10 protein-coding genes are annotated in these 13,792 nt (G+C 49.8%); 8 read left to right on the top strand and 2 right to left on the bottom strand.

The window, feature by feature from the left end:
* The first annotated feature begins 34 nt into the window (after nt 1-34).
* The 4 genes from NE619_RS14295 to NE619_RS14280 are packed head-to-tail and all read left to right on the top strand — an operon-like array spanning nt 35 to nt 5,077.
* Nucleotides 35-2,338: a DNA internalization-related competence protein ComEC/Rec2 gene (locus NE619_RS14295; RefSeq protein WP_256133123.1), complete on the top strand. Its 2,304-nt coding sequence runs from the start codon at nt 35-37 to the stop codon at nt 2,336-2,338.
* Between the two features lie 8 nt (nt 2,339-2,346).
* Complete coding sequence (holA, locus tag NE619_RS14290) at nt 2,347-3,417, top strand: DNA polymerase III subunit delta (protein ID WP_256133122.1); 1,071 nt, start codon at nt 2,347-2,349, stop codon at nt 3,415-3,417.
* A gap of 28 nt (nt 3,418-3,445) precedes the next feature.
* The gene (locus NE619_RS14285; protein WP_256133121.1) at nt 3,446-4,324 is read left to right on the top strand and encodes a DMT family transporter; all 879 of its coding nucleotides are present in this window, start codon (nt 3,446-3,448) and stop codon (nt 4,322-4,324) included.
* A 57-nt stretch (nt 4,325-4,381) separates the two neighbouring features.
* Nucleotides 4,382-5,077 (top strand): hypothetical protein, encoded by a 696-nt coding sequence (locus tag NE619_RS14280; protein ID WP_256133119.1) that lies wholly within the window; start codon nt 4,382-4,384, stop codon nt 5,075-5,077.
* Nucleotides 5,078-5,281: 204 nt separating this feature from the next.
* On the opposite strand, the gene NE619_RS14275 is transcribed toward NE619_RS14280, so the two are convergent.
* Nucleotides 5,282-6,157, bottom strand: a complete 876-nt coding sequence (locus NE619_RS14275) for a DMT family transporter (protein WP_256133118.1) — start codon at nt 6,155-6,157, stop codon at nt 5,282-5,284.
* A gap of 82 nt (nt 6,158-6,239) precedes the next feature.
* Nucleotides 6,240-7,133: a LysR family transcriptional regulator gene (locus NE619_RS14270; protein WP_256133117.1), complete on the bottom strand. Its 894-nt coding sequence runs from the start codon at nt 7,131-7,133 to the stop codon at nt 6,240-6,242.
* Between the two features lie 307 nt (nt 7,134-7,440).
* On the opposite strand from NE619_RS14270, the gene nuoE reads away from it, so the two are divergent.
* From nuoE to NE619_RS14250, 4 genes are all read left to right on the top strand, one after another.
* Entirely contained in the window at nt 7,441-7,953 is a 513-nt protein-coding gene (gene nuoE, locus NE619_RS14265; protein WP_256133116.1) for an NADH-quinone oxidoreductase subunit NuoE, read from the top strand.
* Nucleotides 7,954-7,968: 15 nt separating this feature from the next.
* The gene (nuoF, locus tag NE619_RS14260; protein WP_305146645.1) at nt 7,969-9,717 is read left to right on the top strand and encodes an NADH-quinone oxidoreductase subunit NuoF; all 1,749 of its coding nucleotides are present in this window, start codon (nt 7,969-7,971) and stop codon (nt 9,715-9,717) included.
* 18 nt (nt 9,718-9,735) lie between these two features.
* Entirely contained in the window at nt 9,736-13,236 is a 3,501-nt protein-coding gene (locus NE619_RS14255; protein WP_256133114.1) for a molybdopterin-dependent oxidoreductase, read from the top strand.
* A gap of 362 nt (nt 13,237-13,598) precedes the next feature.
* The coding region (locus NE619_RS14250) for a hypothetical protein (protein ID WP_256133113.1) at nt 13,599-13,792 on the top strand (194 nt) is incomplete at its 3' end.

The following is a 13,792-nucleotide window of genomic DNA, read 5'->3' as shown; positions in this document are numbered from 1 at the left end:
CAGGAGAAGCGCGGATGTCTTTGAGGTAAGACATTTGAGAAGACCGATGATATTGATTGCCACAGCTTTTGGCGGAGGAATAACGGCGGCATTTTTTTCTCACGGGGAAAAGATCCTGTGGCTGGGGATTCTGACAGAGGCCGCGATGCTGTTAATACTGGGAAGGAAAGCAGTAAAAGATCGGAACGTTTTGGTGAAGGCCTGCGTTTTTCTGTGCGTTTTTTCAGTGGCAGGCTGGTGGACCCAGTATTGGCTGGACCGCCCGGACCCGATTGAGCAGCAGGTGGGAAAACAGATCCAAATAGAGGGTGTGGTTACAGATATCGCGCAGAAAGACCGTGGCTATGCAATGACGGTGAAAACGAGAGGGAGCAGGGTGCTTGTTCGCTATTACGGAAAGCTTGAGGATTACAGGCAGCTGGCCGGCTGCCGGGTCATGTTCGGCGGTATTCCCGAGCTGCCGCAGGCCCGGCGCAATCCCGGGTGTTTCGACTATCGCCTGTATCTTCAAACCTGCGGAATCCGCACGGTCATGACTGCGTCTTTTCTGGAACCCGCGGGAGGAAAACAGGCCGCGTATATCAAATTTACAGCCCGGATAAAGGGGCGCTTTGAGCGGAAGCTGGAGGCTTGCGTAAAGCCGGAGATAAAAGCCATGGCAATGGCTATGATCTTCGGGGACCGGTCAGCTCTGCCGGAGGACATGTATGAAGATTTTCAGAAGAACGGAACTGCGCATATTCTGGCTGTCAGCGGTCTGCACATAGGCATTGTCTATGGGTTTCTGGCTTTTTTATGGCGGGGAAAAAAAGGAATGCTTTTTTATCTCGGGATCTTGTTTTTTCTTCTGGCGTATGCGGCGCTGGCGGATTTTTCGCCTTCCGTAGTGCGGGCCGGTTTGATGATAACCATTCATTTAGGCGCGAAGATTCTTCATCGACGCTACGATCTGCTCTCTGCGGCGGCGTTCACCTTTCTGCTGATGCTCTGCGCCAATCCCCTGCAGCTCTTTCACATCGGATTTCAGCTGTCCTTTTTGGCAATTGCTTCGCTGGGCGTGATCCTGCCCTTCATCGGCAGATGGTATCAGGGAATTTTTCTCTCTTCCCTGGCGATTCAGGCGGGCATGCTTCCCTATACGGCCTATGTGTTCAACTACGTGTCTCTGGGCGCCTTTTTTGTCAATGTACCGGTTATTTTTCTGGCGGGAGTATTACTTCCTGTGGGAATCGGCATGCTGATCGTCTCCTGTGTATCGGATACCATCTTCGGAATGGGCGCCGTTTTTCTGGAACAGGGCTGCCGGATGCTCATATGGATTAACAGCCTTTTTTATGCGGGAGGAAAGACTTCTTTCGATGTGACGAGCCCGCCGGTTTTTTTGCTTTCCTTATATTATGGACTGCTGTTTTTGGGAGTCTGCGAAAAAGGGCGCATTCTGTTTATCAGGAAAAAGGCAAAAACTCTGGCAGCAGGGGCTTTAACCGTGGTACTGCTGTCGGGAATAATGGCGGCGGCAGCGGACGATGGCTTTTCCGGGGCAGAGATGGTGTTTGTAGACGTGGGGCAGGGCGACTGCGTTCATGTCCGAACGGCTGAGGGCCGCAACTATCTTTTTGACGGCGGCGGCAGCATCAGCTACGATGTGGGCAAAAAGATTTTGAAACCGTATCTTCTGAAAAACGGAGTCCGAAAAGTGGACGCGGCCTTTGCCACCCATCTCCACGAAGACCACTACGGCGGAATCCGATCGCTGGCGAAAGAGGGAATGATCGAAAAAATCGGCGTCTACGAGGGAAATCGGATAAAGGAAGGGGAACTGGTGAAAGAGACGGGCACAGAATTTCTTTATTTGCACGGCGGACAGAGCGTGAAGCTGGGAGAAGGGGTGTTTCTGGATATTCTGGCCCCGCAGAGGGCTTCGGAAGAGGAATATGAAAAAATAGCGGCGGAAGAGGAAGATGAAAACGCGGCAAGCCTTATTATGAAACTGAGGTACGGTCCGGTTTCCCTGCTGATAACAGGAGACATCGACCAGCAGGGTGAACGGGCTCTCATGGAGGATTATGCCGGGCGGGACACGCTCAGGTCTGAAATTTTGAAGGTGGCCCATCATGGCAGTAAATACAGCTCCACGGAGGATTTTCTGGAGGCCGTGTCTCCCAAAATGGCGGTGATTCAGGTGGGAAAAAATAATTTCGGCCACCCCTCACAGGCTGTTATTGAAAAATGCAGGGAAAAGGATATAATGGTATATAGGAACGATACCTCCGGCGCCATTGGCATATGTATGGGAAAAGGCGGCAGAGGTATTTCTGTACAAAAAATGATGGAATAGAGGTTTAAATGGCATCTTATCAAAATTTTAAGAAAAAAGAACACGCTTTCCAGACGATTGGAAAGGATGTGAAAGCGGGAGACATCCCCAATCTGGTGCTGCTGTGCGGGGAAGAACAGTATCTGGTACACTGGGCGGCGGATCTTCTGCTGGACAAATATATAAACAAGGCCTGTGAAAGCCTGGATTTTACCCGACTGGACCCGGAACGCCTGACGATAGATTCCATTCGCGAAAGCTGCGAAACTCTCAGTATGATGTCCCCCAGGAGGGTGGTACTGATACCGGAGTTTCCGCCGGCGCTGGGGCAAAAGCTGAAAGGTTTTTCCGAAAGCGATGAAAAAGAGCTGCTGGAATATTTTAAGGATATTCCCGAAACCTGTCTCTTGATTATAACCGCGGGAATGCCTGATCCGAAAAACAAGAAAAAGAGCAAGCTTCAGACAGCTGTCGGCAAATTGGGGAGGGTATACGACTTCGGACCGCTGAGCGGCGCCCAGCTCAAATCCTTCATTATGAAAAGATTTAAGGCGTCGGGGAAGCTGTGCCGCAATTCGGTTATCGACATGCTGATCCAGGACAGCGGGTACGGCAACAAAGAGATTGACTATAATTTATATAATCTGGAGAATGACATCAAGAAGGTGATCGCCCACAGCAGCGGCGATGAGATCGTATCCGCGGACGTGGCTCTGACGATTTCCACCAACCTGGAGACCAATGTGTTTGCCATGTTGGACGCTATCAGCCGTAACCGCAAGGACGAGGCGTACCGGCTGCTGCACAATCTGCTGGTCAGCGGTGAAGGTGTCTACCGCCTTCTGGCGCTTATTTCCTCTCAGCTGGAGCTGATTCTGGAGGTAAAGGAAATGCGGGAGGAGGGCATGAACCTTTCCCAAATGCAGAAGATGCTGGGCGTCCATGAATTCCGTATCAAAAAAGCCATGAGCGTAACGGAAAAATATTCGACAGACGGCCTGAAACGGATTTTGTCCAAAGCCTATGAGATCGATGGAAACATTAAAACGGGGCTTTTGGATCAGACCCTGGCTCTGGAGCTGTTTGTGGCGGAGATATGATAAAATAAGATTGAGATGAGGCGTGAATATGACGAAACAAGTGAAAGCGGACCTGATGCTGGTGGTGGTGACCCTTTGCTGGGGAGTCTCCTATTATCTGATGGATTTGAGCCTTGCGGATCTGGGGCCCTTTACCCTGAACGCTTTTCGTTTTCTGGGAGCGTTTGTGATTGCCGGCGTCATTGCCTTTCCAAAACTGAAAACGGTCAATAAGACCACTATGAAATACAGCCTGTTTGTGGGACTGGTTCTGGTTACCGCATACATAGGGGTGACCTTCGGGGTCATGCACACCAGTCTGTCCAATTCGGGATTTCTATGTGCGCTGACGGTGGTATTCACGCCAATCATGGCCTTTTTCTTTAAAAAACAGATCCCGGATAAAAAGCTGGCTGTGGTGGTGGTTATGTGCCTCGTGGGCATCGGTCTTCTGACCCTCAATGAACAGTTGAAGCCGGCACTGGGCGATATCCTCTGCATTATGTGCGCAGTGGCCTATGCGGTCGATCTGCTGCTTACGGAAACAGCAGTGAATAAGGAGGAGGTGGACGCTTTTCAGCTGGGCGTATTTCAGCTGGGTTTCACAGGGGCGTTTAATCTGATTCTGGCTTTTATCACAGAAGAACCTCATTTCCCGGGAAATGGCGCGGTCTGGGGATCGGTGCTGTTTCTTGCGGTTTTCTGCACGGGTGTTGCCTTTATTGTTCAGACTATAGCTCAGCAGTATACCAGCGCTTCCCACGTGGGCGTCATCTTCGCCCTGGAACCGGTATTCGCAGGCGTGGTGGCCTTCTTTCTGGCCGGAGAAGTGCTGCTGCCCAGAGCTTATGCGGGGGCAGTGCTATTGATCGCTTCGCTGTTCGTGATGGAGATTGACTTCAAAAAAATTTGCGGAAAAAAGGGGTAATTCTGCCGGTCAAAAGCTGTAGGGCGGGAGCATGGAATACGGGGAGGAGAGAAGCGGATGAAAAATTTGGGAACGGCCCTGGGGCTGTATTTTAAAGAGATGGGGTGGAAACCCTGGCGCAGGGGTAAAAAAGAGTTTCCTGCAAGATGGGGCGTGTGGCTGATTGTCACGGTTGCGGCTTTAATTGGGATGGACGCTACGATTCCCGGCAGTTTCGTAGTTTTTTATATCATTAGTCTTTGCGTTGTATTCGATTTGTATTTTCTCTGCCGGGACTGGCACAGTTCTTTTTCCCGTTTTTGTCAGGGTTATCGGCAGCAGGTAAACTATGTTTACGGTATTAAGGTGCTCTGGCTGGTATTGATTTTACTGTGCGCGGTCATTATTACGGCCCTAAGTCTGTGCCGGACGGATGAATGCGGGCAGCTTTGGCGCGCTTTTTTTGACGCATATGCCTTTATATTCTTTTGCTCTATTGTCTTTTTGTCACTTCCTCTGATTTTTATCCGTACCGCCGGTCTTTGGTGGGCGTGGTGGCTGGGAAGCTCTGCGGTACTCGTTCTTTTCCATATCTGCATGTGGCAGAATATGAAACGTGAAGCCTTTTTTCCTGTCAGAGGCGGAAGCCTTTTGACGCAGGGCGGGAGTATCGTGCTTGTCATAACCTTTGCGCTGGCAGTTATATCCTTTGCTGTGGGTTATAAAGCGTCGCTGCGTTTTAATCGGCTGAGGTGGGAAAACCATCGGCGTTAGATGTCCCGCTTATGTTCCACAGCAGCGGCGGAATCCTGCATCAAGATAAGAAAATTGCCGCAGCATGGTTTCAAAGCCGCTTCTCTGATCGGCTTTGGCCTCCTGCAGTATGCAGAACCAGTTAGAGCGCCATGCAGACAGAAGACAGCAATACAAAGATTCTGCTTTGACACAGAAATTTGCTCGCATCTTTTTTCTTCTCTTTTATTTATCATTTTCAACACCTCCTCTGGCGTAAACAGCAACTCCTGCTATAACGGTCAAACCACCGGCAATAACAGTAAACGATGGAACCTGATCAAAGATCAGAAATGCGAAGATAGAGGCAAAGGCCGGTTCCAGAAGTTTTGCCGTGGAGACGAACGATGCCCGAACATATTTCAGTGCCCAGCTGAATATGGCATGGCCGCCGAAGGTACACAGCACGGTGAATCCTAAAGCAATCAGATAATTGATGGGATCATATCCCATCAGCGGTGTACGTAAAAAGAACAATGCGATAAGCAGCGTTCCGGATGCTCCGAGATAGACGAAAAAGGAATAACTGCTGTTGGAAATGCGAGTACGGCATACTTTCCCCAAAATTGTAAACATGGCCAGGAAAAAAGCCCCGGCGCAGGCCAGCAAATTCCCCCAAACGGCATCATCCCCCTGTTGGAAACCGCTGACAGTAATGATCAAACTTCCGGTCAACGTCAAAAAAATTCCCGAAATCCCCACTCTGGAAAACCTTTCCCCAAAAAATACCCGCATAACGGGAGCGACAAAAAGAATCTCGCAGTCAATGAGCATTGTGGCAGAGGTAATCGCCGTATATTTTACGGACTCGCAATACAGCGAAAAATGACAGCCGAAACAAAGGCCTCCCAGGAGGCAAAACAATATGTCCCTGCCGTCCATAGACTTGATTTCACATCTGTGCCGAATCGCAAAAGGAGCTAAAAACAACACCGCAAGAAGTGTGCGATAAAGGGAAACGACCATTGATGGGGCGGTGGAAAGCTTGGCCAGGATTGAAGAAAAGGATAGCCCCGCTACGCCCATAAAAACAGTCAGTCTGTAAGGGTAGGATTTTTTCATACCAGTCACCTCGTTTCGTTGGTGATTTAATCATACGTTTCTGAATGACATCTGTAAAACAAGTCTTTTTCATATAAGCAGTTCATTTTTTCATACCAGAATTAATATGCTGAGAGATCCATTGAGGAATGAAGTCGAGAAATGATTTCAGCACCGGAGTTGCTTTACTCCCCTCGGAAAGGGCAAAGGCAATCGTACGATAGTAAGGACCGTCCAGCGTGCGTATGACAACATGGCTTTTGGATACATCGGCAACAAGCCGGGGAACGATGCTGATACCCCATCCCTGTTCAACCAGAGAAAGTGTCATCAGGTCATCCAGCGTGTTCGTCGTCAGATCCTGTTTGATATTAAGCTGTTTAATGATATCCTCGAGACTTTTATTGGTAACGCCCTCCTCAGGAAGGAGGAACGGGTAGCCTTTTAGTTCATCGGGTGAAATATTTTTCAAGGCTGTTAAAGGATGCTTTTGAGGAAGAATGACACAGTAATCGTCCTGAAAGACAGGCGTAAAGCGGATACGGGGATTATTTGTTTCAACCGAAAAGCCGCAATGCACATCGCCATTAATTATGAGATCCTCAATCTCAGGGTATTTGCTTTTCTCTATGATCTCAAAACGGACCGCAGGCAGCATGGTCTGAAAATCCGAAAGCATCTGCGGCAGCCAGGATATGGCGATGGAATGGATCGTCACCAGCCGGATCAGGAAACTTTCCCTCTCTTCTGCGGCAGTCTTAAAAATGAGTCTTTCAGATTCAAGGACAGACTTCATGAGCGGAACCAGAGGTTTTGCCTGCTCTGTTATGGAAATTCCGCTTCTTTCCCGATATAGAAGTGTCAGCTCCAGCTGCGTCTCCAGCTTGCTGATGATATGGCTGACGCCGGATTGAGTATAACCCAGCTGCTGCGCAGCTTTTGAAATATTTCCTGTCTCAAGAACCTTCAAAAAAACTTTATAGTATTCCGTATTCATTGCTTGATCTTCCTTTCAGGATAAATGATAAATTTCATCGTTAATATTATAGCGGAGCCGTGCCCAAGATACAAACCTTCAGAGGTAAGAAGGGGGTGGAACCCCCTGGAAACAGTAAATTTTAATATGCCAAAAACCCCGGGTTTTTCAACCGTGTAACCGGTTTCTTACTAAAAAGAGAAAAAATTGATATTTTTCTGACATTAATTCCGCTTCAACCAATTGCTTTTATGTCTTTTCTTTGATACAATGACTATATTGCACGTTGTAAAGGTATGACGATGAAATTTATTAGGAGGTTACTAACATGAGTGAAAAAGGTTGCTGCTGTGGGCAGAATCAGCCAGAACAGTTTACGGAACTAGCACCGGTACTGGACAAATACGCGAAAGTCCCTGGCAGCTTGATCACAATTCTTCAGAAAGCTCAGGATATTTATGGATATCTGTCTTTTGACGCTATCAATTACATATCCGAGGCAACAGGCATTAAACCTGCCAAAATTTACGGCGTTGCCACTTTCTATTCCCAGTTCAGACTAAAGCCGATCGGAAAGTATCTGATTATGCTCTGTAAGGGAACAGCCTGTCACGTAAACGGGGCGGACACGATCGAAGAATCAATCTGTGAATATTTAAATATCCAGGACGGAGAGACAACGGAGGACGGCTTGTTCACACTGAACAACGTGGCCTGTCTGGGCTGCTGCTCCCTGGCTCCTGTTATGATGGTTAAAAGTGCCGACGGCGATGAGACCTACGGCAATCTGACAAAAGATTCTGTCAAGGACGTTCTGGCAGAGATCCGGGAAAGAGCGTAGGAGGTGAAGAGCGGTATGAAGGTTATAATCGGACAGGGCAGCTGCGGCGTTGCGACAGGTGCCAAAAAAACAGCTGCGGAATTTGAAAAACAGATCGCGGACAAAAACCTCAACGTAGACGTTGATATTACGGGTTGCGTAGGTACATGCTATTTGGAACCGATCGTTGATGTATATGAGGATAACGGCGACTTGACCAGATATGTCAAGGTACAGCCGGAAAACGTAGCGGACATCGTTGACAGCCACCTGGCGAAGGGTGAGCCTGCGAAAGACATGGCGATTTCCGAAGAAGATAAGAAATTCATAGAAAAACAGCAGCGGGTCGTGCTGAGAAACTGCGGCGTGATTAACCCGGAAAACATTGAAGAATACATAGCTGTGGATGGTTATAAGGCCATTGAAAAAGTAGTAACTTCCATGACTCCTGAGGATGTTATCGAAGAAATCAAAGTCTCAGGACTGCGGGGAAGAGGCGGCGCGGGATTCCCGACCTGGTTCAAGTGGAACGCGGCCAAGCAGAGCCCTGGAAATGAAAAATATCTGGTCTGCAACGCGGACGAAGGAGACCCGGGCGCGTTCATGGACCGTTCCGTTCTCGAAGGCGACCCTCACTCCCTGCTGGAAGGCATGATCATTGCGGGATATGCCATGGGAGCAAGTGAAGGCGTTATCTACTGCCGTGCGGAATATCCGCTGGCCATCAAGAGACTTGAAATCGCCATGGATCAGGCCAGGGAAAAAGGTTTCCTGGGCAAGAATCTGTTCGGAAGCGGATTTGATTTTGACATCCGTATCAAAGCTGGCGCCGGTGCGTTCGTATGCGGTGAAGAAACAGCTCTGATCGCGTCTCTGGAAGGCGAAAGAGGTATGCCGAGATTAAAGCCTCCTTTCCCTGCCGCAAAGGGTTACTGGCAGAAGCCGACCGATATCAATAATGTAGAGACCCTGGCCAACGTTCCCTGGATTCTCTTCAATGGCGGTGCTGCTTTCGGCGCTATGGGTACGGAAAAATCCAAGGGAACCAAGGTGTTCGCTCTGGCTGGAAAGATCAAGAAGGGCGGACTTGTGGAGGTTCCGATGGGCCTGCCGCTGAGAGAAGTCATTTACGGAATCGGCGGGGGAATTAAAAACGATAAGGAATTCAAGGCTGTTCAGATGGGCGGACCGTCCGGCGGCTGTATTCCTGCCAGCCTGATCGATACTCCGGTAGATTATGAAAACATCACCAAGACCGGCGCTATCGTAGGTTCCGGCGGTATGATCGTAATGGATGAAACTACCTGTATGGTAGATATGGCAAGATATTTCCTGGATTTCACCAGAAAAGAATCCTGCGGTAAGTGCAACTACTGTCGTATCGGTACTAAGAGAATGCTGGAAATCCTGGAACGCATCACCAACGGCGAGGGACGCGACGGCGATATCGAGCTTTTGGAAGAGCTGGCGGTCAAGATCAAGGACGGATCCATGTGCGGCCTGGGACAGACTGCGCCTAACCCGGTACTGACGACCATCCGCTATTTCCGCAACGAATATGAAGATCATATTTATAAGAAAAAATGTACGGCAAAATCCTGTAAGGCACTGATTACTTATGAGATCACCGATGCCTGCAAGGGATGTACTCTCTGCTCCAAGAAATGTCCTGTGGGCGCTATTTCCGGAGAAGTTAAAGGAAAACACGTTATTGATCAGGATAAGTGCGTGAAGTGCGGCAGATGTCTGGAAAGCTGCAAATTCGACGCCATTACGGTAGAGTAAGAGAGGAGGAATGTGACCATGAATAAATTCAGATTAAATATTGACGGCAAAGAAGTTCTGGGCCTTCCAGGTCAGACGATCCTGGAAGTGGCCAGAGAAAACGATATTTTTATACCGACTCTCTGCTTTGACGAACGGACCAAGATCTACGGTTCCTGTGGTCTTTGTATGTGCGAGGCCGAAGGAAACCCCAAGCTTCTCAAAGCCTGCGCCACGGAGATCGCTCCGAATATGGTGGTTCGTACCAACACCGAGAGAGTCATTGAATCGAGAAAGACCAATCTGGAGCTGCTGCTCTCCAATCATGTGGGCGACTGCAGACCGCCTTGCGTGCTGGCTTGCCCGGCGCAGACGGATTGTCAGGGCTATGTGGGCCTGATCGCCAACGGCGAGTACGGCGCGGCTCTGGAGATGGTAAAGGATAAGATTCCGCTTCCTGCGTCACTGGGAAGAGTTTGTCCCCATCCTTGTGAAGAGGAGTGCCGCAGAGGGCTGATCGACGAGCCGATTTCCATTCAGATGCTCAAGCGTTTCGCAGCGGATCAGGATCTGATGGATGAAGAAGTCTTCCTGCCTGAATGCGAGCCGGCTACCGGAAAGAGCGTTGCTGTAATCGGCGGCGGTCCAATGGGACTTTCCGCAGCTTATTTCTTAAAGCAGATGGGCCACGATGTGACGATTTTCGAATCCATGCCAAAGGCCGGCGGTATGCTGCGCTACGGTATTCCGGAATACAGACTTCCAAAAGAAGTTCTGGACATGGAAATCGCCATCATTGAAAAGCTGGGCGTGAATATCATAACCAATACCAAAATCGGCGTAGATATTCCGTTTGATACCATTCGTGCGGATCACGATGCGGTTCTTTTGGGAATCGGCGCATGGGTTTCCACCGGCGTAGGCTGCAAGGGCGAAGATGCTGACGGCGTAATCGGCGGTATCGACTTCCTGAGAAAAGTCGTAAGAAATGAAGAAATCGAACTTGGCGAACGGGTTGCCATCGTGGGCGGCGGAAACACTGCCATGGACGCCTGCAGAACAGCCGTAAGACTGGGAGCCAAGGAAGTTTACAATATCTACAGACGTACCAAAGACGAGATGCCGGCCGACATGCTGGAAATCGAAGAAGCGGAGGAAGAAGGCGTTATCTTCAAGAACCTGACCAATCCGCTGGAAGTCGTAGCCGATGAAAACGGTCATGTAAAGCAGGTTGTGCTGCAGATCATGGAGCTGGGCGAGCCGGATGAATCGGGAAGAAGAAGACCGATTCCGGTGGAAGGCAAGACCGAAACCATCGACATCGACAACATGATCCTGGCCATCGGTCAGGCGGTAGATGCCAGCATCTTTGAATGTGACAAGACGAGAAAGAACGCCATCGCATATGATGAAGAAACCTTCATGACCAGCATGCCTGGTGTATTTGCAGGCGGCGACTGCGGTAACGATAAGATCTCCATCGCAGTGGAGGCCATTGCTGATGCCAGAAAAGCGTCTGCTGTCATCGACGCTTACCTCAATGGCGAATCAGTAAAATATGAAAAGCCATACGTGGTTACAAGGGACGACATCACGGAAAAAACGTTCGAAGACAGAGAACGTCAGTGCAGACCGAAGTATGACGTGCTGCCGGCTGACGAGAGAAAAGATAACTTTACGGAAGTGGTTCCTGTTGGATTCACGGAAGAACAGGCGGAAGAAGAAGCCCACAGATGTCTGGAATGCGGCTGCCACGATTACTTTGAATGTAAGCTGATCGATCTGGCTAACCAGTACGATGTGAAGCCGGACCGTCTGGCGGGAGATATCAATAAGATCGACTTTGAAGACGATCATCCGTTTATCGTTCGCGACCCGAACAAGTGCATCCTCTGCGGACTGTGCGTAAGAGTCTGTGACGAAGTCATGGGCATCGGCGCTCTGGGTCTGGTACATAGAGGCTTTGACACGGTTGTAAAACCGACTCTGGAAAAACCACTGGTTGAATCGGGCTGCGTATCCTGCGGTCAGTGCGTCAGCGTTTGTCCGACCGGTGCGCTGCAGGAAAGAACGACAATGGTCAAGGAGGTTCCTCTGGATACAGATGTTACGGAAACCACCTGTTCCTACTGCTCCGTTGGCTGTAGCCTGCTTTTGGAAAGCTACGGCGATATGCTGATTAAATCCAATCCGGATAAGGAAGGCCCTGTCAATCGCGGTCTGGCCTGCGGAAAGGGTAAATGGGGCTTTGACTGCTCTCTGCTGGAAGATAAGCTGACGGATCCGCTGGTTAAAGATGAAAAGGGATTCCGTGAGACTGATTATCACGAAGCATTGGTACTGATTGCTAAGAAATGCCAGTCCATCGCTGCTAAATACGGAAAAGACGCGGTTGCGGTCGCTATTTCCGACAGATACACCAATGAAGAGGCTTATGCCATGAAGAAGATGGCTGCGGTTATGGGAGCCAAGACCCTCTGCTTTAACAACAGAGCCAGCGGTCTGGCGCCGGTACTGGGCTTTGACGCTTCTCCAAATACCATCGACGAACTGCTGTCTACAGATGTGATTCTGGCAACGGGTTTTGATACGGTATCCAACCCGGTAATGCAGCTGAAACTGAAACAGGCAGCTGAAAACGGCGCTAAAGTGATTCTGGTGAACCCGGAAGGTTATGAACAGCACTTCGAGTTTGCTGAAAAAGTGATCTATGTGGATAACGAGCTGACCTTCTTAAAGGGCGTTGCCAAATCCCTGCTGGATATGGGCAAGACTTCCGATGCTGACGGCTTCGACGAGTTTGCGGCCAGCTTGAAGGATGCGGCCACCTGCGAACAGTGCGGCGGTGTTGCGGAAATGTATGCCAAAGCCAAGAAAGCGATGATCGTGTTCACACAGAACTTTGTTACAACAGAGGCTGCGACGATGATCGCCAATATCGCAATGCTTTCCGGCCATATCGGATCGCCTCGCGACGGTATCGTTCAGGTGAAATCCAAGAACAATTCACAGGGACTTGTTGACCTGGGAATCCGCAACGGAGCGGAAGCGCTGGAAGGCGTAAAGGCCCTGCTGATCTTCGGTGAAGAACCGCAGGCGGATCTGTCCGGTCTGGAATTCCTGATGGTTTCCGATACCCATATGACGGAAGTAGCTTCTAAAGCGGATGTAGTCATTCCTGCCACTGGCTTTGCCAGCACGGAAGGTACTTATACCAACACCGAGAGAAGACTCCAGCCTGTGGATCAGGCGATCTTTGAGGAAGTGGATTTCTCCAACTGGGAAATCGCTGCCGAAATCGCTCATGTCTATGAAGTAGACTTTGACTGGGACGATGAGTATGATATCTCCGATGAGATGGACGACATGCTGCCGAAGTACAAATACGCGGAAGTTGGCGAAATCCTGGGCGGGGCATTGGCTCCGACAGAGGACGCGGCCTTTGCCGTAGTCGGCGACGCCAAATTCGTTGATCCGCTGCCTTGCACAGACAGCCTGATGAACGTAATCGCAGAGAGAATTCCTAAAATGGCGGAATAACATAGTTTAACAAGGATGGCCGGGCTGCTCGCAGCCCGGCTTCTTTTTGCTCTGAAAGGAGAGGAAGGGGCCTGCCGGTTCGCGGCAGGCCCCTTCCTCATTTTATGACCGCCTTGCGGTCATAAAATGGGTGTAAGATTGGGCGGGAGCGGAGCTCCCGGCACCACTTAAGTGGAAAAAGTGGTAGACAAACGTCTTTGAGTGGAATATAATGTAATAAATTCAATAAAAAGTAATAAATTTGCGACCAAGGTGCGAATTCAGGCTTCATGGTCGCAGGGTTTTACAGCAAGCGACCGATTTGGTCGCAAATGCCCGCAGTTCAGAGAGGTATCTGCGACCAAGGAGCAAATTCAGGGCCCATGGTCGCAGGATTTTACAGCAAGCGACCGACTTGGTCGCAAATGACCGCAGTTCAGAGAGGTATCTGCGACCAAGGAGCGAATTCAGGGTCCATGGTCGCGGGATTCTGCAGCAAGCGGCCGATTTGGTCGCAAATGGCCGCAGTTCAGAGAGGTATCTGCGACCAAGGAGCGAATTCAGGGTCCATGGTCGC

The sequence above is a fragment of the Anaerovorax odorimutans genome (genome assembly GCF_024459955.1).
Lineage (GTDB): Bacteria > Bacillota > Clostridia > Peptostreptococcales > Anaerovoracaceae > Hominibacterium > Hominibacterium odorimutans_A.
This window is presented reverse-complemented; position numbering and strand designations above follow the sequence as displayed.